This is a genomic window from Stenotrophomonas sp. 86156_Sma, from assembly GCF_056481625.1.
Map to the genome: position 1 here is coordinate 289,364 of NZ_CM151157.1, position 18,344 is coordinate 307,707.

The following is an 18,344-nucleotide window of genomic DNA, read 5'->3' on the forward strand; positions in this document are numbered from 1 at the left end:
TGATGTCCGGCCGTCTGTGGTTCTTCCGACGCTGGCGGCCGCGCTCACTGCAGGCGCGCCAGATGCTCGCCGCGTCCGTGGGCCTGGTCGCGTTCCTGGCGCTGGCCGGTTACGCGCTCGACGCCGCCTTCGCCGATACGGCGAAGGCGAACCTGCGTGAGCGCCTGAAGAACTACGCCACCGCCTATGCGGCCGGCATCGACTTCACCCGCGACCGCTCGCTGTACATCCGCGAGCAGCCACCGGATTCGCGCTTCGATGTGCCGGGCAGCGGCCTGTACCTGCAGGTGGTGATGCCGCACGGCAAGGGCAATTCGATGTCTGCCGAAGGCCCGATGCTGCCCACCGTCGGCGGTGGCCTGCTGGCGCCGCGCCAGGAAGTGTTCGAAGGCCCGCTGCCGATGATCCAGATCGACGGCAGCCAGGGCTCGGTGTACCGCTATGGCCTGGGCCTGGTGTGGGACGCCGACGCCGATCCCGCCACCGAATTCCCGTACACCATCTACGTGATGGAAGACTCGCGCGCGCTGGGTGCGCAGCTGCGGGTGTTCCGTGGCCGGGTGTGGTTCTACCTGGGTGGCATCGGCTTGATCCTGCTGCTGCTGCAGACCGTCATCCTGCAGTGGAGCCTGCGGCCCCTGCGTCGCGTGATCACCGAGCTGACCAAGGTGCAGCGTGGCGAGACCGCGCGCATGAGCGAGCGCCACCCGCGCGAGCTGGAACCCCTGACCGACAGCATCAACGCCTTCATTGAAAGCGAGCGCGAGAACCTCGAGCGTCAGCGCAATACCCTGGCCGATCTGGCACACAGCCTGAAGACGCCCATTGCGGTGCTGCGCACGCAGATGGACAGCGGCGCGGGCGACGGCGCGCTGCGCGAGGAACTGGACGTGCAGCTGCAGCGCATGAACAACCTGGTCTCCTACCAGCTGGCACGTGCTGCGTCGTCGGGCCACAAGCTGTTCTCCGCGCCGCTGCCGATCGAATCCAACGCCGAGGAAATCGTGCGGGGCCTGGAAAAGGTCTATGCCTCCAAGGGCGTGCTGTGCGAATTCGATATTGACCCGGCCGCGCGCTTCCACGGCGAACCGGGTGACCTGCAGGAACTGCTGGGCAACCTGCTGGAGAATGCCTTCAAGTGGGCCAACCGCCGCGTGCTGCTGACCGCGCAGCCGCTGCCGGCACCGAACGCGCGCCGCGCCGGCCTGCTGCTTGCGGTGGACGACGATGGCCCCGGCATCGCCCCGGACGACATCGGCAAGGTGCTGCAGCGTGGCGTGCGTGGCGACGAGCGCGTGCAGGGCCATGGCATCGGCCTGTCGATTGTGCAGGACCTGATCAAGGATTATCGCGGTGAACTGGCTGTAGGCCGCTCCGAGGAACTGGGCGGTGCCCGTTTCGAAGTGAGCCTGCCGCCGGGGCCGTAATCCGCGCGTTCCCGCCCGCCGGGCATCGCCTGGCGCAACAGCGCGGGTGTTCCGGCAGTGACGGCCGCTGGCCGGCAACCCCATGATCTTCGGTGGCATTGCCAAGGTGCCGGCCAGCGGCCGGCACTACCGTGTTTCGATCGTCGGCGGCTCGCCATAGAACCGCCGCAGTTGCGCGTTCCCGTCCGCCGGGCATCGCCTGGCGCAACAGCGCGTAGTGCTCCGGTAGTGCCGGCCGTTGGCCGGCAACCCCATGATCTTCGGTGGCATTGCCAAGGTGCCGGCCAGCGGCCGGCACTACCGTATTTCGATCGTCGGCGGCTTGCCATAGAACTGCTGCAGCTGCGCGTTCCCGTCCGCCGGGCATCGCCTGGCGCAACAACGCGTGGCGTTCCGGTAGTGCCGGCCGCTGGCCGGCAACCTCATGAACTTCGGTGGCATTGCCAAGGTGCCGGCCAGCGGCCGGCACTACCGTATTTCGATCGTCGGCGGCTTGCCATAGAACCGCTGCAGCTGCGCGTTCCCGTCCGCCGGGCATCGCCTGGCGCAACAACGCGTGGCGTTCCGGTAGTGCCGGCCGCTGGCCGGCAACCTCATGAACTTCGGTGGCATTGCCAAGGTGCCGGCCAGCGGCCGGCACTTCCGTATTTCGATCGTCGGCGGCTTGCCATAGAACCGCCGCAGCTGCGCGTTCCCGCCCGCCGGGCATCGCCTGGCGCAACAGCGCGGGTGTTCCGGCAGTGACGGCCGCTGGCCGGCAACCCCATGATCTTCGGTGGCATTGCCAAGGTGCCGGCCAGCGGCCGGCACTACCGTGTTTCGATCGTCGGCGGCTCGCCATAGAACCGCCGCAGTTGCGCGTTCCCGTCCGCCGGGCATCGCCTGGCGCAACAGCGCGGGTGTTCCGGTAGTGCCGGCCGCTGGCCGGCAACCTCATGATCTTCGGTGGCATTGCCAAGGTGCCGGCCAGCGGCCGGCACTACCGTGTTTCGATCGCCGGCGGCTCGCCATAGAGCCGCCGCAGTTGCGCGGCCACCTCCGGCAACGCCTGCTGCAGCAGATCCGGCGCGGAGAAGTGGTACTCGCTGGTCACCGCGAAGAACTCTTCCGGCGCTTCGGCCGCATACGGATCGATCAACGTCTCTTCGCTGGCATCCACCCGCACGCAGAAGGCATCGTAAGCCTGCTGGAACGTGGCCGCCCACTCGCGCTGCCATGCGCGCGGCAGCGGCGGCGTGCCGTCCATCGCACCATCCAGTGCATCCAGCTTGTGCACCATTTCGTGCACTGCCACGCAGTAACCCTCGTGCGGCGCCGCCAGGTCGGCCTGCACATCGGCCCAGGACAGGATCAACGGACCGCTGTCCCACGATTCGCCAATCAGTTCGTCATCCCACTCGTGTAGTACCCCGGCCGCATCCATGTGGCTGCGGTGCACGCGGAATGCGTCGGGGTAGACGATCAGCTGCGACCAGCCTTCCAGTCCCACCTCGCCGAATTCCAGCAGCGGCAGGCAGCACAGCGCGGCCAGCAGCACGCCATCGCCGGCCTGCAGCTGCAGCTCACCAATCGGGGTAATGGTCTTCTCATGCAGGAAGCGCGTGGTCAGCACACGCAGGCGCGTGCGGCGTTCGTCGTCCAGTCCGTGCAGCCACGCCGCGCGGCGGCAGGCGTCATCCCAAAGTGCATCGTCGATCGGCCGCGGCGCAGGCCGCAGCCACTGCAGCAACGACTTGATCAGCGGAACATTCCCGGCAGGTAGCTGTGCCACTTCGGCGCGCGGATGCGCGGCAGCATGTCGTCGTCACTGCCACCGCCACCGGTGGTGGTGCTGGCCGCCGGGCGTACCGGTGCCGCCTTGGTGCTGGCGGCCGATGCGCTGGCGGTGGGCGCGCGCTGCGAGGCGGCATCGCCATTGGAGGACACGCAGGCCCCACGGCTGTCGTCCAGCGCTGCTGTCGCAGACGCCGCGAAGGGCATCAGCAGCAGGATCAGGCAATGGGCATAACGGCGCATTGACGACATCCACGTTAAGGGAGGGTGAGTTCCCGATTCTAGCCCGAACCCGGCGCCCCGTTGGAAGCCCCCGCGAAACCCAGCGTGGCGGGCGTCGCTGGCGGCTTTCCCGCATAATTCCTTCCTGACTTCGTGGAAGCTGCCGTGGACGATCGCCAATTGCTGGCCAAACTCGCTGCCGGTCGCCTGTCCGGCGACGCCCTGGCCCGTGAGCTGGGTCAGACCCGGGCGGCCATTTGGAAGCGTATTCAAGGACTTAGGGCCGCCGGTGTGGACATCGAGGGCCGTGCTGGCGAAGGCTATGGCCTGACCCGCCCGGTCGACCTGCTGGACCCGGACGCGATCCGCGCCGGCCTGCCTGCCGACGTCCAGGCCCTGCTGCACGACCTGCAGGTGGCCTGGACGGTGGACTCGACCAACGCCGAATTGCTGCGTTGCAGCGCGCCCCAGCGCGGGGTGAGCGTTCTGCTGGCCGAACGCCAGACCGGCGGCCGTGGCCGTCGCGGCCGTGCCTGGGCCTCGCCGCTGGCCGCGCACATCTACCTGTCGGTGCTGCGCCTGTACTCCGGTGGCCTCGGCCGCCTGGCCGGGCTGAGCCTGGTGGCCGGTATCGCCGTGGCCGAAGCGCTGCATGACCTGGGCTACACCCAGGCGCAGCTGAAGTGGCCGAACGACCTGATCGTCGACGGCAAGCGCAAGCTGGTCGGCCTGCTCGCAGAAGGCGGTGGCGAGTACGCCGGCCCGGCGCGCGCGGTGATCGGCATCGGCATCAACACGCACATGCCGCCGTCGTTCGCCGAGCAGATCACCCAGCCGTGGGTAGACCTGGATACGCTGGCTGGCAAGCCGGTGGACCGCAACGTGGTTGTCGCCGCGGTGCTGGCACGCCTGCTGCCGGCGCTGGAAGAATTCGATCGCGAAGGACTGGCCCCGTTCCTGCCGCGCTACGCCGCGTTCGACATGCTGGCCGGCCGCGAAGTGCGCGTGGAACTGGACGGGCAGTGGCAGCACGGCACCGCACTTGGCCTGGCTGACGACGGCGCGCTGCGCGTGCGCATCGATGGCCAGGAACGCCTGCTGCACGCCGGCGAAGTCAGCGTGAGGGCGGCATGAGCGATTGGTTGTTCGACCTCGGCAACTCGCGCTTCAAGTTCGCGCCGTTGCAGGGTGACCGCGCCGGCGACGTACAGGCCTGGGCGCACGGCGCCGAAGGCATGGCCGGACAGCCGCCGCACAGCCTGCCCAGCGGCACCACCGCGTTCGTGGCCAGCGTGGCCGCACCGTCGCTGACCAGCGCCATGCTGGACCAGCTGCAGCGCCGCTTCGAACACGTGCATGTGGTGCGCACCAGCGCCGAATGTGCCGGCGTGCGCATTGCCTATGCCAAACCGGAAAAGTTCGGCGTCGACCGCTTCCTGGCCCTGCTGGCCGCCGCCAAGGCGCAGCGCCCGGTGCTGGTGGTCGGCGTGGGCACCGCACTGACGATTGATCTGCTCGACGCCAATGGCCAGCATCACGGCGGGCGCATTTCCGCATCGCCCACCACCATGCGCGAAGCGCTGCACGCGCGTGCCGTGCAGTTGCCGGCCACCGGGGGTGACTACAGCGAATTCGCCAACGACACCGCTGACGCGCTGGCCTCCGGCTGCGACGGCGCGGCGGTGGCGCTGATCGAACGCAGCGCGCAGCAGGCGCATGCGCTGCTGGGCGTGGCACCGTCGCTGCTGGTGCACGGTGGCGGCGCACCGGCGCTGATGCCGTTGCTGCCCGGCGCCGACTACCACCCCTCGCTGGTGCTGGATGGCCTCGCCCGCTGGGCGGTGCACCAGCCCGCAGGCTAGTATCCGCGCATGCTGACCCGTGCCCTGATCGTCGTACTGGCCATCCTCAATCTTGGCGTCGCCTGCTGGTGGCTGCTGCGCGATGCACCGCAACCGCCCGCGCCGCCGCCGCAACCGGCTGGCGTGGCCGAGCTGCGGTGGGTGCCCGGTGGCGTGGATGCCGCTGCGGCCGCCGAGGCCACTGCTGCCGCCCCGACCGCGCCGCTGGTGGAACGCGAACCGGCCGCGAAGACGGCTGTGGCTGCGACGCCTGCACCGGCCACGCCGGAAATTGCCAAGCCACAGGTGGCTGAGGCTACGCCGGTTGCTGCCGCTGCCAAGCCGGTAACGCCGCCTGCACCGGCCCCGGCACCGGAAAAGCCTGCGGCTGCCGAGCCGGCGCGCTGCATCGCGCTGGGCCCGTTCGCCGACCGCGCTGCTGCGAGCAGTGCGCAAGGCAAGGCCGGCAACGTCATCAGTCAGGTGCGCCTGCGCGAACAGCCTGCTGCCAGCGGCAGCGCACGTTTCCGGGTGATGCTGCCGGCCGCCGCCAGCCGCGAAGAAGCCCAGGCCACGGTGAAGCGTATCGTCGCCGCCGGCCTGAGCGACTACTACATCATCAGCCAGGGCGAGGACATCAACGCCGTGGCGCTGGGCCAGTACCGCAACCGTGAAGGCGCCGAGCGCCGCATGGCGGCGGTGCAGGCCGCCGGCTTCCAGCCGCGCCTGATCGCCAGCGGCGACGCCGGCCAATGGTGGCTGGAAGGGCAGCTGGCGGCGGGCGCGCAGCTGGCCCAGGCCCAGCAGCGCAGCGGGGCGGCACAGAGCCGGTCGCTGGAATGCACACGGTTGCGCTAGAATCCCCGGACCGAGGCGCTGCCGCCGGTGCACCACCCATGCCGCTTTAGCTCAGTTGGTAGAGCAACTGTCTTGTAAACAGTAGGTCATCCGTTCGATTCGGATAAGCGGCACCACATGAGAAGCGCCGAAACGCGTTGGAAATGGCGGTTTCAATAAAAAAGGCCAGAGCGGGACGCTGGCCCATTCGCGATGATCGGGGAAACGACCCTTGGGCTCAGGTTCTGGACGGGGCCAATGAGGCTACCGAAGCCGATTCATCTCGCGTCTGATCTGCTGACAACGATGCAGCATCAACTTGCCGGGTGGAGTTCCAAGCCGGATGCCTCCGCCCGCCAGCAACGGATAGATTTCCAGCCGCACGCGATAGGCTTCCTGCGAGGAGTAGCGTACGGCCTGATCGCCGGACGCGAGAGGGGCCCCCGGCAAACCTTCTTCCGTGATGAAGCCGTTGATCTGAAGTTGCGCGCATAGGCCCGCGTAGTAGGCGCTTCTTTCGTCCAGCGCTCGGGGATGCTTTGTAGCATGGCCCAATGCATGAACGCTCTCGTGCGCAACCAGATCAACGAGATTTGCGAAGGTCCGGTGTTGATCGCCGTAGACCGGTGACACAAGCGCGAGCGTCCTGCCCGTGGCAAAGCGGCCAAGCGACCTTGCCCGCGCTACCGCAGAAGTGCCTTCCTGTACAAGAAGGATCCGATAGCTATTCGATGCTGCCGGTATCCATGACTCGGATGAGGCAGCCGCCGCATCGACACGTGCACAAGCCTCTTCGGCGTCAATCGTAAGCCCATCCGCGATCTGTAGGTTGATCGTCCGCTCGGTGTTCGCGCAGCGGACGAGATAAGTCGTGCCTACGGCGTTCTGACCAGGAAGCATGGAAGCCGTGTAGAAGTAGCGAAGAGGGCCTAGAGGGACGGAAACAACTTCAGTATATCCAGCTGAGGCAACCCCTTTCGGAAGTGCGGTAGTCGCGCAGCCTGAAAGAACAATGGTGCAGACGCTGACCAGGAAGATTGCGATTGTGTGCATCTTGTCCCCATGCGAAAACGGGGCTGATGCCCTCGTTCCAGCCAACAGCGTCAGTTGTTCCACGGCAACCAGGTCATCCGTTCGATTCGGATAAGCTGTCCCCCCATGTGTCGGCGCCACTTTGCAATGCTACAGGCGCTTGCCGGGTGGTTCGAAGGGCGGCACACCCGGCGCCTCGGCAGTCTTACCTTGAGAACGATGGCCCATCCTGCGCATGAACCTGCTGCGCCGATGGCTGTTCAAGATTTACTGCCAAGGCCTCAGCGCGATGAAGTGATTCTGCTTCAGATGTGCGAAGCGCGTCCATCGTATTCATGGTTCCACGGCGTTGGGCAGGATCGTCCATCGCTCCCTCGACGATGAATACCTTCTCGCCACGTGCAAGGGACTCTGTCGGGTTGTTCAATACAACGTGGTCAACTCTTGCAAGCCCTTGCTCCTTCGCGAGTACCAACAGACTCGCGGACATGCGCTGGCTCGACTCATCCCAGTGCTTCCCGCTCTCGGCGTCCAGGCGTTCCACACCCGCTCTTATCTGCATGTAGAGAAAGCGGTCAGCGTTGCCGAGTTCAGGTACTGAGGAAGCTGTTCGCTGCACTGGGAGTGAGTCGTCGGCGACCACGGCGTCTCTTTCCGCAGCCGAAGTGCGCTCGGCGTCAAATTCTGGCTCGGGCCTACGTCGACGCTGCGTGGGTGCTATGTGCTGATCATAGTGCGCGCCATAGTAAAGCTCGTATGTCGCATGAGGACCAACAGAAGGAGCCTCCGTCTTGAACACGTCAGCGATCTGACTTAGTGCTTGGTTACGGTTGATCTGCCCTGCCTCGAGTTTCGCGGCAATGGCTCCATACTGCTGGGGGCGATCGCCTGTGCCCGACACGCCAATGTTCGGTCCTCCGGCTGCGGTGATTTCACGCTGGACCTGGACATTGCTGAGCGTGGCAGCTGCTTCTCCTCGCAGCGAGGCGTTCACAAAGGACTGCTTGGACGCCCGATCTGGTTGCTCGGTGAAGAGATGATGCCCAACTTCATGAGAAAGAGAACGTGCGATTCTGGAGCCTTGCCCGATGGCGTTCTCGTCAATGACGATCTTCACACCGGGAACAAGATAGGTGCCGCCACCGGCTGGCCCCCATTCGACACCCAGGTTGTCGTGATCAGCCTGTGCAAGACCCGCTCGAAGTGTTGGGGATTTGGTCAGAAGCGGTACCAGCGAAGGATCAACCAAAGGCGAAGCCGGACGATGTGTGGCCCCTGGTCGGCCACTCTCCTGCGGCTGTGACAGTGCAAATTCTTCAGCACGCTCCATGGTGCGGCTCCTTCGCAATGACAGGGATCAGCGCTGACTGATCGATACGTAGGTCAGCGTCTTGTGGTCAAGGGAGAGCCCGAGTACAACCTTGGCACTGTTCACCTGAGCAGACCAGTAAGGGCGGGAATCAGGCGCATCCGGATGGGGTGGATATATGGCGGATTCCTCCCAGATGATTTCCCCGAGCGCGATGCTCGGTGGGGCGACCTCAAAGACCAAGGTCGCGTGCGTAGGATCGTCGGCAGGACTTCTCAGCGTGATGTTCTGGATCTCAAGTCCGCCCAGCATGCCGCGTTCTGCGGTCCGCTCGTCCCTCAAGCCTTGTCGAGTCGGTTCTCCCAGGTGTGTGTGGAGCTGTTCATTCAATGCGTCGACATCATCAAAACGCACCTTGGTCAAACGCTCGATGTCGTTCTTGAATCGCTCCATACCAGTTTCACTCCCTGATTCGACGGACTGTCTTTGATTCAGATGATCTGATGGTTTCGGCGGCGCGGCGCTCGAACATGCTGCCAGCACAAGCGCCGGAATAGCGATCGCGAGGCGACGACGCGCTGCGATCCAGAGGCGGCGCTGAAGTCCGCGTTTTGATGAAGAAGCGCATTTCTCGACCCATGCATTCATGAAAGCATCTCGCGCGCCAATGTCACACTCTTGAATCTAGCACAGCATTTTGTGAGTGCGGATCGGGTCCGCGTGAACAATGAGCTACTGAAAACGCACCCGGTTCCACTTTCCAATTTGAAAAGACGGGGCGTCGGCTGCGAGGGAGGGAGTGCCAGATGGGAGACCGAGCACAGTTCCATGTGTGCATTCCCGATAGTTGAAAGACTGTAGCCAGTAGGCTACAGTCCTCCATGAAGATCCAGCGTACCCGTCAGTTCGCGACATGGATTGACGCTCTCAAGGACGTAACCGCACGCGCTCGCATCCTTGCCCGTATCGGTCGGCTCGCTGAAGGCCATCCCGGAGATCACCGCTATCTGGCGGATGGCGTTTCTGAATTGCGTATCGATGCAGGACCGGGTTACCGCGTGTACTACACCCAGCGCGGCAGGCAGTTGGTGATTCTCCTGGTTGGAGGCGACAAGGGTTCACAGCAGCGCGATATCGAGACGGCCAGGGAGATTGCGCGTGCCCTGTGAGCATCGAACTGGCTGTAGGCGAAATGACTCAATACTGAAGTACCGGAGCTGTCCCATCATGGCCATCAAGAGAAAAGTCGAACTCAAATCATTTGATGTGGCCGAGCATCTTCGGACGCCGGAGGAGATGGCGGCTTATCTCGACGCCTGCATCGAAGAAAGCGACGGTGATTCTGCATTTATCGCCAAGGCGCTCGGCGATATCGCTCGCGCTCAGGGCATGAGCAAGGTTGCGCGTGCGGCGGGCCTGTCGCGCGAGAGTCTGTATCGCGCACTGTCGGGCGAGCGCAGCCCGGATTTCGCGACCATCCTGAAGGTGACCCGGGCCCTGGGTGTGCGATTGCACGCCAGCGCTGTGTAAAGCATCAGGGCATTTCGCTCACGCTCGGCGATCTCAGAAAGTCCGGCGCGAACAGGTTCAATCAAACCGGATGATGCGGATCAAGCCTCTTGTCGACGATCCGTCTCCGAAGGCGGCCAATGTGCCACAGGGGAACGTCTCCTTCGCACCTTCGTAATTGATGAATGAGATCGTGCAGTGTATCCGCGTGCCGGGACGGATTCGGGTGATGGCTCTGTCATTCAAGACGAAGCTATACCACATGATTTCAGGACTCATGGAACGCGCCATGGGGCGTGCGGTGGACGCGATCATCTCGGCAACAGCGCCGCCACGCGAATCCACTTCGTCCAGCCGCAGCTCAACGAGGACAGGTTTCAGGTTTGGGTAGGGTGTGCTCATTCCAGCAGCGGGTATGCTCGATTCGATAGCTGGGGCAGGGGCGTTGTGAACCTGTGCAACGGGGATCTCAATGTTCCGCATTATTGAGCCCCACCCACCTGCAACGCGACATACTCCGCCAGCCCCCGACAGGCCAGTATCAGCCCTTCGCGCGTGCCATCGCCGATATCGTCTTTCTCTTCCCCGTCTACGCGCACGCGCTCAGCGGCGTGATACAGCTCCAGCAGCGACACCAGGCCAACCGCAGCGCGATCCCTGCGTGCGGCGGCCACGGCGTCGCCAGGTGCGCCTGCCGGTCCCGGCCACGGCTGTCCATCGGCGGCGTCACCCATCTGGATGCGCTGCAGGCAGCCGGGCAGATTGATCGGTGCAGGGGCTTCATTGGCGGCAGCGAAAGCGGCTTCCAACGGCTGCGCCAGTTCGGGCGGCAGGCGCAGGGCAGCCTCGCCCAGGGTGGCGGTCAGGTACGGGTGGTGGGCGTTGGACATGCGGGCATCCTCGTCAGGAACAGAGGTGCCGCCACGATAGGGTGGCGGGCGATGCGTGGCTTCCAAGACCGGGTCAACGAATCGGCGGGCACGAGGCCCCCACGCACCGCCCGCCGTCGATCGGCTAACGGATTGCCAGCCGGCGCCGCACCTGGAAGGACGACGCCGGCTGGCAAGCGTATACATCGTTGACAACTCGGGCTTGGAAGTCCCGACCACCTTTTCAGGTGGCGATTCATCATGCGCACGCAGAATCACCGCCTGCCAGTCGTTTGTTTCGATGGCATCGGGCGATCCGAGAGGAAAAATGAATTATCGCGTTTGGCTTGTTCTGCGCAGTTGCATGGCAAAAGCGACATATCGCGCAGCGCTGGAACGTGCGGGCATATACCCCATCGCAGCGCAGCCACCTGCGCGCAGGGCGAAACAACGCGTAAAGCCAACTTAACTGACCGCACAGTTCACCCACCCGATCATCATAAGCGGCCAACGGCATCGGTGCTTCACATCGGCACAAAGTGGCCCCGGCGTTGCGATGGCACTAAGCTGCCGGGCCTGTGCCAACCCCACGGAAGCCCCCATGTCCCACCTCCTGTCCAAGGCGGCCGAACAACAGGATCTCGACCGTATCGATGCGCTGCTGGATGCCGGCGCGGACATCGAGTGGCGGCACAAGGGCACCGGTCGCACGCCGTTGTTGTCGGCGGTGATCGCCGGAAAGGCTGACGCGGTGGCGCGGCTGCTGGACCGCGGTGCCAACATCGAGCATGCCTGCACGGCGGTGGGCTTTACCTCACTGGGATGGGCGACCGAGCGCAACGACGCAGACATCGGACGTCTGCTGATCGCACGCGGCGCCTCGCTGGACGCGGCCTCGCCGGAGCTGCATCGCACTCCGCTGATGGTGGCGGCGCAGGGCGGTCATCTGCCGATGGTCGAGCTGCTGCTGGCTGGCGGTGCTGATGTTGCACGCGTGGATTTCGAAGGACGCAATGCGCTGTCGCTGGCCGAAGCGCGCGGGCATGCGGCTGTGGTGCAGTGCCTGCAGGCAGCGGGCGCACAGATGCCACCGGTGTTGGAGGAGGCGCCGCCGCTTGCGTGGCCTGAACCTGCCGCAGAAGGGGAACCGGCAGCAGTGGTGCGTGGCTATATGCTGGCTTGCCATGCATGGGAAACGCGTGGTTACCGTGATGCCAAGGCCGGTGGAGACCTGCTCGGTAGTGCAGCATTCCAACAGGAGCGCGCGGACATCCTCGCGGCTTGGTGTACCGACCGGAAGCGGGTGTATTCCACGGGCATGTCGGTGGGCAATCCGCCGGTGCACGTGCCGGAGGATCTGCTGGCCGCCGTCGGTCAGCCAACGGCCTCCAAGGCCGAAGTGCTGGTATGTGACCATGCACAGAAATCCCGTGCGCTGCGTTACGAGCGCCTGTTCGTGCTCAAGCGCGTGGCAGGGCAATGGCGTATCGACGTGCTGAAGAAGCGCCTGTTCCGCACCGAAGCGTGGTCGTCGGCGATTCTCTGAGCACGGCCCGAAGTGCCTTCAGCCGGCGGCGTTGTACAGCACTACCCATGCCAGCATCAGGGCGAACATGCCGGCGAACGTCAGGCCAAACCACAGCGCCGCCACCTTCACGTTGCCGATCAACGCTGCCAGCATCCGCTGCGGCTCGCTTTTCAGGATCGGATATTCGGCGTGTGCCTTGCGCAGACGCTGCCAGCCAAGCCCAAGGAACACCAGGATGGAGAACGGCACCACCAGCAGCGTCGCCTGCATCAGCCAGCCATTCGGCGACGCATCGATCGAGTTGCTCAAAAAAACTGCGAAAACGGCGATGGGCAGCGCCACGGTGAAAAAGCGTGGCCACGCGGTATTGATGAAGGGGGACATCGCAATCTTCCATGAAGGGCGGTTGGGTCCGCGCGGCATCATGCCATGCCAATGCCCTGCTGCACCGCCGCGAGTGGTGTCACACAGCTCTGGCTAGACTGTGCTTCTTTTTCCCCACCGCAGGAGGCACCCATGGCCCATCCCATCTCCGTATCCCTGATTGGCGTTCCCACCGACGTGGGTGCGGGCCATCGTGGTGCCCGGCTTGGCCCGGAAGCGCTGCGCGTGGCGGGCCTGCCGGAGGCGCTGGAGGCGCGCGGCGTGGACGTGCGTGACCTGGGCAACCTGGATGGCCCGCGCAACCCGTGGACCGCGCCGGTGGAAGGCTACCGCCACCTGGATGAAGTGGTGGCGTGGAACCATGCGCTGATGGAAGCCAGCTATGCCGAACTGCAGGCTGGCCGCATGCCGATCATGCTCGGCGGCGACCACTGCCTGGGCATCGGTTCGATCACCGCCGTGGCGCGCTGGTGCCGCGAGCAGGGCAAGACCCTGCGCGTGCTGTGGCTGGATGCCCATTCGGATTTCAACACCAGCGACGTGACCCCGTCGGGCAACATCCACGGCATGCCGGTGGCCTGCCTGTGCGGCCTCGGCCCGGATGCGTTGACCCGCCTCGGCGGCACCGTGCCGGCGATCACCCCGGCGCAGATGCATCAGATCGGCATCCGTTCGGTGGACCCGGACGAGAAGCGCCTGATCAAGACCCACAAGGTGGATGTCTATGACATGCGCTACATCGACGAGAACGGCATGAAGCGCGCGGTGGAAGCCGCACTGGCCGGCATCGACGAGAACACCCACCTGCATGTCAGCTTCGATGTGGACTTCCTCGACCCCAGCATCGCGCCGGGCGTGGGCACCACTGTGCCGGGCGGGGTGAACTACCGCGAGGCGCAGCTGGTGATGGAGATGATTGCCGACACCGGGCGCATGGGTTCGCTGGACATCGTCGAGCTCAACCCCTTGCTGGACAAGCAGAATGCCACCGCCGAACTGGCCGTGGACCTGGTCGAAAGCCTGTTCGGCAAGTCCACCCTGATGCGTGACTGACGGCGCCGCCTGAACGGATCTGTGATCCGTTCACGCCCGCTCCACGCCACTGCCGCCAGATTGCACTTCACGCGGCGGTGGTGGGCGTTGGCCTTCTCCCGCCGAGCGAAACAATCCCATCCGCGAATGAAGCGGTGTAGCGGCAAACCCAAGGAGAAGCCCATGAAGCGCGTAGTTGCCCTGATGCTGTTGTCGATGTTCTCGGTGGCCCTGCTGGCCGGCTGCAACACCATTGCCGGTGCCGGCAAGGACGTGCAGAAGGCGGGCGAGAAGGTCGAGGACACCGCGAAGGGCCGTTGAGCCCTGCACGGAACGGAAAGAGAAAAGGCCGGGGATTTCCCCGGCCTTTTTTGTGCGTGCTTTTCGCTGCGTGCTGTCGAAGCGGAGTGAACCATTCAAGCAGGTGAGCATCTATTTCATTGCCGGTTGACCGGTATTCAACAGCCGCTGCGCGAAGCTGGAGCCACGGTAAGAACGCCGTTGCAACCAAGGACTCCCAGCAATGAACAAAGACATCATTTCCGGCAAGTGGTCGCAGCTGAAGGGCAAGGCCCAGGCCAAGTGGGGCGATCTGACCAACGACGACTTCGATGTGGCCGAAGGCAATGCCGAGTATCTGGCCGGTCGCCTGCAGGAACGTTATGGCTGGGCCAAGGACCGCGCGGAGAAGGAAGTGCGTGAGTTCCAGGACGCCGTGAGCAAGGACTACCCGGACTACAAGTAAGCACTTCGGTTTCCCCCACGGCACAACGCCCGCACCGAGAGGTTGCGGGCGTTGTGTTGTCTGGGCGGGACGATCAGCGCGCCGGCGGGTCCGGCACGTAGCGGTTGGGGAAGGCCTGTGGTTCGCGCGGCAGGCGCGACGGCGAATCCACCAGGATGCCGCGTGCGCGCAGGTTGCGGGCGCTGTCGTAACGCAGCTGCAGTACCTGTGCGGGGCTGCGGCTGGCGCGTTCGAAGTCGGTATCGCGCACCGAAGACTGCTCGCGTGCACCGTGGCCGGTGCCCAGCGCTGGCGCCTGCGACTTGCTGGCATAGCCCTCGATGCGGCTGCTGCTGGCGCTGGCATCGGCCGACGCTTCCGCCGCCGGGGCTGGCAGCGGCAGGCCACGGCGCAGGATCGGATCCGGACGCCAGCGGCGCGCTTCCTCGAACACCGCTACGCCCACCACGCCGATGTTGTCCGGGCGGCCGGTGCGGCTGGCATAACTGCCGCTGGGGCTGCTGAACACGAACTGCGCCACTTCGTCCTGGCTCTTGCGCCAGCCGGTGATGTCGGCGCGCTGGCCGGGATTGAGCACGTAGCCGGTCTGCGAAGGATCGGCATCTTCGCCGGAGATGGCGTTGACGCCGTCTACCGACAGCACCACCAGCACCCGGCGCGGGCTGTCGTTGTACAGGCGCACGGCGTAGCGGTGGCCGCGCTCGCCGGCCACCCAGCGCTGGCCCTCGGCGGGGTAGCTGCGCAGTTCGGTGCCGCGGTCGCGGTCGACCAGGGCCATGCGCACGGGGCCGCCCTCGTACACCGGCGGCGGCATCGGGGCCGGGCGGAAGCCGGCCAGGGGCAGGATCAGCAGCAGGGGCAGCAGGCGTTTCATCGGGCGTCTCCAGCGGGGTTGCGTGAATGAACGCGCCGCAGGCCCTGACGGGGTTGGTGGCGTGCAAGGTAAACTGGCCCCGTTCATCGAAGGTTACCCCACGCAGTCATGACGACCCGAGTCCTTACCGGCATCACCCCCTCCGGCACGCCCCACCTGGGCAACTACGTTGGCGCCATCCGTCCGGCCATCGCGGCCAGCCGCGCGCCGGGGATCGAGAGCTTCTTCTTCCTGGCCGACCTGCACAGCCTGATCAAGTCCCAGGACCCGCAGCGCACCCAGCGCGCGACCCTGGAGATCGCGGCCAGCTGGCTGGCCTGCGGGCTGGACCCGGAACACGTGTGGTTCTACCGCCAGAGCGACATCCGCGAGACCACCGAGCTGATGTGGTTCCTGACCGCCATCGCCAGCAAGGGCATCCTCAACCGCGCGCATGCCTACAAGGCGGCCGTGGACAAGAACCGCGAGGAAGGCGTGGACGAGGATGCAGGCGTCAGCGCCGGCCTGTTCATGTACCCGGTGCTGATGGCCGCCGACATCCTGATCTTCAAGGCCAACCAGGTGCCGGTGGGCCGCGACCAGATCCAGCACATCGAGATGGCGCGCGACTTCGCCCAGCGCTTCAACCATGTGTACGGCAAGGAGTACTTCCCGCTGCCGGACGTGGTGATCGACGAGCAGGTGGCGACGCTGGCGGGCCTGGATGGCCGCAAGATGAGCAAGAGCTACCACAACACCATTCCGCTGTTCGTGCCGCGCGAAGAGCTGAAGAAGCTGGTGTTCTCGATCCTGACCGACTCGCGCGCACCGGGTGAGCCGAAGGACACCGAGGGCTCGGCGCTGTTCCAGATGTACCAGGCGTTCGCCACCCCGGAACAGACCGCGGAATTCGCCAAGGCGTTCGCCGCCGGCATCAGCTGGGGCGATGCCAAGCAGCAGCTGTTCGAGCGCATCGACAGCGAGCTCTCGCCGCTGCGCGAGCGCTACAACGCGCTGATGGCCGAGCCGGAAAAGATCGAAGCGTTGCTCAAGCGCCGTGGCCAGCAGCTGCGCGAGCAGCTGGCGGCACCGCTGCTGGACGAGCTGCGCCATGCGGTCGGCCTGCGTGATCTGTCCAGCGCGGGCGATATCGCCAGCGAGGATGCCGGCGTGGCCCGCGTGGCACCGCCGCTGTTCAAGCAGTACCGTGAAAAGGATGGCCGCTTCTACTTCAAGCTGACCGCTGGTGACGGTACCCTGCTGATCCAGAGCGAAGGTTTCGATTCGCCGCGCGATGCGGGGCAGTTGATTGCCGTAATCAAGCAGGCCGAGCAGGGCGACCAGTTGCAGAGCGAGCTGTTCAAGCTGGACGCCGAGGTCGATGCCGTGCTGGCTGCACTGGCCGCGCTGCGCGAAGCGTAAGGGGTAGTGCCGGCCGCTGGCCGGCAACTGCACGTTCCCCAGGCTCCCGGAAATGCCGGCCAGCGGCCGGCACTACCCGTGAACGAAGGTCATGGCATGATGTCCGCGCGCCTCCGGCGCGATGACATGGAGTCTGCGATGGCCTGGTTGTCGCTGCTGCTGTTCCTGCCCTGGTTCCTGCTGCTGGGCAGCCTGTACTGGCTGTTCCCGCGCCAGCCGCGCACCGCGCGGCGGCGCCTGTTCGACAGCACCACCCTGGTGCTCGCATTCGCGCTGAGCATCGTGTCGATGCTGTGGGGCTACCGCATCGGCGTGGTGCAGCCCGGCGCCGGCCCGATCTGGCCGCAGGTGCTGGCGGTGCTGTACGCCTACGGCGCGTTCCTGGCGGTGCTGGTGTTGGCCCTGTTGCTGCGGCCGCGGTTCGCATTGCGCTCCGGCTGATCGGTAGTGCCGGCAGCTGGCCGGCACATGCATTCTCCTGGCTATCCCGAGGTTGCCGGCCAGCGGCCGGCACTACCCGACCAAAGCCGCATCGAACCCGGGCCGCCTGCGCGCCTACCATGGGGGTCTGTTCCCGATCCTGCCAGGTGCGTGCCGATGACCGCCGACCCCAGCATCCACACCATCGATACCGGTTTCCAGCGCCCGGATTTCGACGCGGCTTACCTGATCGTTGAAAACGGCCGCGCTGCGTTCGTGGACTGCGGTACCGGCCTGTCGGTGCCGGCGATGCTGCAGGCGCTGGCGGAGGCCGGCCTGGGCGTGGAGGCGGTGGACTGGCTGCTGCTCACCCACGTGCATCTGGATCATGCAGGCGGTGCAGGCCTGCTGATGCAGCAGTTGCCGAATGCGAAGGCGGTGCTGCACCCGCGCGGTGCGCCGCACATGATCGATCCGACCCGCCTGATTGCGGGTGCCACGGCGGTGTATGGCGCCGAAGAGATCGCGCGCAGCTATGGCCGCATCGAGGCGATTCCGGAGCACCGCGTGGTGGCGGCCGAAGACGGCCACCGCATCGATCTGGCCGGCCGCGAGCTGGTGCTGCTGCACACGCCGGGCCATGCGCTGCACCACTACTGCGTGTGGGATGCGCGCAGCCGCAGCTGGTTCACCGGCGATACGTTCGGCATCTCCTACCGCGAGCTGGACAGTGCGCAGGGCGCTTTCATCTTCCCCACCTCATCGCCGGTGCAGTTCGATCCGGAGGCGATGAAGGCCTCGATCCGGCGCATGCTCGATTACGCGCCGCAAGCGATGTACCTGACCCACTACGGTCGTGTGGAACAGGTGGAGAAACTGGCCGACGACCTGTTCGAGCAGATCGATGCGATGGCCGCCATCGGCCGCCAGTGCGATGGCCGACCGGACCGCCACCGCTGCCTGCTGGCCGCACTGCAGGCGCTGTACCTGGAACGTGCACAGCTGCATGGCTGTGCGCTGGACGATGCCGCGGTGACCGCTGTTCTGGCGATGGACATCGAACTCAACGCGCAGGGCCTGGCGTGCTGGCTGGATCGCATCAGCAAGTAGATCCACGCCATGCGTGGATGACGTGGGCCCA

Annotated in this window: 22 protein-coding genes and 1 tRNA gene; 14 read left to right on the top strand and 9 right to left on the bottom strand. The window is 65.5% G+C overall.

Annotation, left to right across the window (positions count from 1 at the left end):
• Window positions 1-2: 2 nt before the first annotated feature.
• On the top strand, window positions 3-1,427 hold the full coding sequence (locus tag ACZK33_RS01245; protein WP_423173934.1) for an ATP-binding protein: 1,425 nt from the start codon (window positions 3-5) through the stop codon (window positions 1,425-1,427).
• 979 nt (window positions 1,428-2,406) lie between these two features.
• Here the strand turns inward: ACZK33_RS01245 and ACZK33_RS01250 are convergent.
• Window positions 2,407-3,198 (bottom strand): M90 family metallopeptidase, encoded by a 792-nt coding sequence (locus ACZK33_RS01250; protein WP_478454001.1) that lies wholly within the window; start codon window positions 3,196-3,198, stop codon window positions 2,407-2,409.
• A complete protein-coding gene (locus tag ACZK33_RS01255) occupies window positions 3,165-3,443 on the bottom strand; it encodes a hypothetical protein (protein WP_032128189.1) in 279 nt (92 codons plus the stop codon). The genes ACZK33_RS01250 and ACZK33_RS01255 overlap by 34 nt, the downstream gene beginning before the upstream one ends.
• A gap of 144 nt (window positions 3,444-3,587) precedes the next feature.
• Between ACZK33_RS01255 and birA the strand changes: the two genes are divergently transcribed.
• The 4 genes from birA to ACZK33_RS01275 all read left to right on the top strand — a co-directional run bounded on the left by birA (window position 3,588) and on the right by ACZK33_RS01275 (window position 6,237).
• Window positions 3,588-4,556, top strand: a complete 969-nt coding sequence (birA, locus tag ACZK33_RS01260; protein ID WP_107431404.1) for a bifunctional biotin--[acetyl-CoA-carboxylase] ligase/biotin operon repressor BirA — start codon at window positions 3,588-3,590, stop codon at window positions 4,554-4,556.
• Window positions 4,553-5,284: a type III pantothenate kinase gene (locus ACZK33_RS01265; protein ID WP_012509777.1), complete on the top strand. Its 732-nt coding sequence runs from the start codon at window positions 4,553-4,555 to the stop codon at window positions 5,282-5,284. The genes birA and ACZK33_RS01265 overlap by 4 nt, the downstream gene beginning before the upstream one ends.
• A 9-nt stretch (window positions 5,285-5,293) precedes the next feature.
• Window positions 5,294-6,121 carry an SPOR domain-containing protein gene (locus ACZK33_RS01270; RefSeq protein WP_423173911.1) on the top strand — a complete coding sequence of 276 codons (828 nt, stop codon included), beginning with the start codon at window positions 5,294-5,296 and terminating at the stop codon, window positions 6,119-6,121.
• 40 nt (window positions 6,122-6,161) lie between these two features.
• Window positions 6,162-6,237, top strand: a tRNA-Thr gene (locus tag ACZK33_RS01275).
• A gap of 127 nt (window positions 6,238-6,364) precedes the next feature.
• Here the strand turns inward: ACZK33_RS01275 and ACZK33_RS01280 are convergent.
• The 3 genes from ACZK33_RS01280 to ACZK33_RS01290 all read right to left on the bottom strand — a co-directional run bounded on the left by ACZK33_RS01280 (window position 6,365) and on the right by ACZK33_RS01290 (window position 9,089).
• Complete coding sequence (locus ACZK33_RS01280) at window positions 6,365-7,216, bottom strand: hypothetical protein (RefSeq protein ID WP_423173902.1); 852 nt, start codon at window positions 7,214-7,216, stop codon at window positions 6,365-6,367.
• A 121-nt stretch (window positions 7,217-7,337) separates the two neighbouring features.
• Entirely contained in the window at window positions 7,338-8,462 is a 1,125-nt protein-coding gene (locus ACZK33_RS01285) for an XVIPCD domain-containing protein (RefSeq protein ID WP_423173901.1), read from the bottom strand.
• A gap of 27 nt (window positions 8,463-8,489) precedes the next feature.
• On the bottom strand, window positions 8,490-9,089 hold the full coding sequence (locus ACZK33_RS01290) for a hypothetical protein (RefSeq protein ID WP_423173900.1): 600 nt from the start codon (window positions 9,087-9,089) through the stop codon (window positions 8,490-8,492).
• A gap of 233 nt (window positions 9,090-9,322) precedes the next feature.
• On the opposite strand from ACZK33_RS01290, the gene ACZK33_RS01295 reads away from it, so the two are divergent.
• Window positions 9,323-9,610, top strand: coding sequence for a type II toxin-antitoxin system RelE/ParE family toxin (locus ACZK33_RS01295; RefSeq protein WP_423173899.1), 288 nt, complete (start codon window positions 9,323-9,325; stop codon window positions 9,608-9,610).
• A 58-nt stretch (window positions 9,611-9,668) separates the two neighbouring features.
• Complete coding sequence (locus tag ACZK33_RS01300; RefSeq protein WP_049431463.1) at window positions 9,669-9,971, top strand: addiction module antidote protein; 303 nt, start codon at window positions 9,669-9,671, stop codon at window positions 9,969-9,971.
• Window positions 9,972-10,028: 57 nt separating this feature from the next.
• Here ACZK33_RS01300 and ACZK33_RS01305 read toward each other — a convergent pair whose 3' ends face one another.
• A complete protein-coding gene (locus ACZK33_RS01305) occupies window positions 10,029-10,352 on the bottom strand; it encodes a hypothetical protein (RefSeq protein ID WP_423173898.1) in 324 nt (107 codons plus the stop codon).
• An 80-nt stretch (window positions 10,353-10,432) separates the two neighbouring features.
• Window positions 10,433-10,840 carry a hypothetical protein gene (locus ACZK33_RS01310; RefSeq protein WP_423173897.1) on the bottom strand — a complete coding sequence of 136 codons (408 nt, stop codon included), beginning with the start codon at window positions 10,838-10,840 and terminating at the stop codon, window positions 10,433-10,435.
• A 580-nt stretch (window positions 10,841-11,420) separates the two neighbouring features.
• Between ACZK33_RS01310 and ACZK33_RS01315 the strand changes: the two genes are divergently transcribed.
• Window positions 11,421-12,365: an ankyrin repeat domain-containing protein gene (locus tag ACZK33_RS01315; protein ID WP_423173896.1), complete on the top strand. Its 945-nt coding sequence runs from the start codon at window positions 11,421-11,423 to the stop codon at window positions 12,363-12,365.
• Window positions 12,366-12,383: 18 nt separating this feature from the next.
• Here ACZK33_RS01315 and ACZK33_RS01320 read toward each other — a convergent pair whose 3' ends face one another.
• Entirely contained in the window at window positions 12,384-12,773 is a 390-nt protein-coding gene (locus ACZK33_RS01320; protein ID WP_478454006.1) for a hypothetical protein, read from the bottom strand.
• A 90-nt stretch (window positions 12,774-12,863) separates the two neighbouring features.
• Between ACZK33_RS01320 and rocF the strand changes: the two genes are divergently transcribed.
• From rocF to ACZK33_RS01335, 3 genes are all read left to right on the top strand, one after another.
• A complete protein-coding gene (gene rocF / locus ACZK33_RS01325; RefSeq protein ID WP_049462319.1) occupies window positions 12,864-13,784 on the top strand; it encodes an arginase in 921 nt (306 codons plus the stop codon).
• A 162-nt stretch (window positions 13,785-13,946) separates the two neighbouring features.
• The gene (locus tag ACZK33_RS01330; protein WP_008266021.1) at window positions 13,947-14,084 is read left to right on the top strand and encodes an entericidin A/B family lipoprotein; all 138 of its coding nucleotides are present in this window, start codon (window positions 13,947-13,949) and stop codon (window positions 14,082-14,084) included.
• 202 nt (window positions 14,085-14,286) lie between these two features.
• A complete protein-coding gene (locus tag ACZK33_RS01335; RefSeq protein ID WP_004153772.1) occupies window positions 14,287-14,508 on the top strand; it encodes a CsbD family protein in 222 nt (73 codons plus the stop codon).
• Between the two features lie 73 nt (window positions 14,509-14,581).
• Here ACZK33_RS01335 and ACZK33_RS01340 read toward each other — a convergent pair whose 3' ends face one another.
• A complete protein-coding gene (locus ACZK33_RS01340) occupies window positions 14,582-15,382 on the bottom strand; it encodes a hypothetical protein (protein ID WP_132808863.1) in 801 nt (266 codons plus the stop codon).
• Between the two features lie 108 nt (window positions 15,383-15,490).
• Between ACZK33_RS01340 and ACZK33_RS01345 the strand changes: the two genes are divergently transcribed.
• From ACZK33_RS01345 to ACZK33_RS01355, 3 genes are all read left to right on the top strand, one after another.
• Window positions 15,491-16,783, top strand: a complete 1,293-nt coding sequence (locus ACZK33_RS01345) for a tryptophan--tRNA ligase (protein WP_478454008.1) — start codon at window positions 15,491-15,493, stop codon at window positions 16,781-16,783.
• 138 nt (window positions 16,784-16,921) lie between these two features.
• On the top strand, window positions 16,922-17,224 hold the full coding sequence (locus ACZK33_RS01350; RefSeq protein WP_065724234.1) for a hypothetical protein: 303 nt from the start codon (window positions 16,922-16,924) through the stop codon (window positions 17,222-17,224).
• A gap of 156 nt (window positions 17,225-17,380) precedes the next feature.
• Window positions 17,381-18,313, top strand: coding sequence for an MBL fold metallo-hydrolase (locus ACZK33_RS01355; protein WP_423173895.1), 933 nt, complete (start codon window positions 17,381-17,383; stop codon window positions 18,311-18,313).
• The last annotated feature ends 31 nt before the right edge of the window (window positions 18,314-18,344 follow it).

Excerpts from the sequence above, each read along its gene's own strand:
- ACZK33_RS01245 (WP_423173934.1), top strand. The coding sequence starts at position 3 with ATGTCCGGCCGTCTGTGGTTCTTCCGACGCTGGCGGCCGCGCTCACTG.
- ACZK33_RS01255 (WP_032128189.1), bottom strand. The coding sequence starts at position 3,443 with ATGCGCCGTTATGCCCATTGCCTGATCCTGCTGCTGATGCCCTTCGCG.
- ACZK33_RS01265 (WP_012509777.1), top strand. The coding sequence starts at position 4,553 with ATGAGCGATTGGTTGTTCGACCTCGGCAACTCGCGCTTCAAGTTCGCG.
- ACZK33_RS01270 (WP_423173911.1), top strand. The coding sequence starts at position 5,294 with ATGCTGACCCGTGCCCTGATCGTCGTACTGGCCATCCTCAATCTTGGC.
- ACZK33_RS01285 (WP_423173901.1), bottom strand. The coding sequence starts at position 8,462 with ATGGAGCGTGCTGAAGAATTTGCACTGTCACAGCCGCAGGAGAGTGGC.
- ACZK33_RS01290 (WP_423173900.1), bottom strand. The coding sequence starts at position 9,089 with ATGAATGCATGGGTCGAGAAATGCGCTTCTTCATCAAAACGCGGACTT.
- ACZK33_RS01295 (WP_423173899.1), top strand. The coding sequence starts at position 9,323 with ATGAAGATCCAGCGTACCCGTCAGTTCGCGACATGGATTGACGCTCTC.
- ACZK33_RS01300 (WP_049431463.1), top strand. The coding sequence starts at position 9,669 with ATGGCCATCAAGAGAAAAGTCGAACTCAAATCATTTGATGTGGCCGAG.
- ACZK33_RS01305 (WP_423173898.1), bottom strand. The coding sequence starts at position 10,352 with ATGAGCACACCCTACCCAAACCTGAAACCTGTCCTCGTTGAGCTGCGG.
- ACZK33_RS01310 (WP_423173897.1), bottom strand. The coding sequence starts at position 10,840 with ATGTCCAACGCCCACCACCCGTACCTGACCGCCACCCTGGGCGAGGCT.
- ACZK33_RS01315 (WP_423173896.1), top strand. The coding sequence starts at position 11,421 with ATGTCCCACCTCCTGTCCAAGGCGGCCGAACAACAGGATCTCGACCGT.
- ACZK33_RS01320 (WP_478454006.1), bottom strand. The coding sequence starts at position 12,773 with ATGATGCCGCGCGGACCCAACCGCCCTTCATGGAAGATTGCGATGTCC.
- rocF (WP_049462319.1), top strand. The coding sequence starts at position 12,864 with ATGGCCCATCCCATCTCCGTATCCCTGATTGGCGTTCCCACCGACGTG.
- ACZK33_RS01330 (WP_008266021.1), top strand. The coding sequence starts at position 13,947 with ATGAAGCGCGTAGTTGCCCTGATGCTGTTGTCGATGTTCTCGGTGGCC.
- ACZK33_RS01335 (WP_004153772.1), top strand. The coding sequence starts at position 14,287 with ATGAACAAAGACATCATTTCCGGCAAGTGGTCGCAGCTGAAGGGCAAG.
- ACZK33_RS01340 (WP_132808863.1), bottom strand. The coding sequence starts at position 15,382 with ATGAAACGCCTGCTGCCCCTGCTGCTGATCCTGCCCCTGGCCGGCTTC.
- ACZK33_RS01345 (WP_478454008.1), top strand. The coding sequence starts at position 15,491 with ATGACGACCCGAGTCCTTACCGGCATCACCCCCTCCGGCACGCCCCAC.
- ACZK33_RS01350 (WP_065724234.1), top strand. The coding sequence starts at position 16,922 with ATGGCCTGGTTGTCGCTGCTGCTGTTCCTGCCCTGGTTCCTGCTGCTG.
- ACZK33_RS01355 (WP_423173895.1), top strand. The coding sequence starts at position 17,381 with ATGACCGCCGACCCCAGCATCCACACCATCGATACCGGTTTCCAGCGC.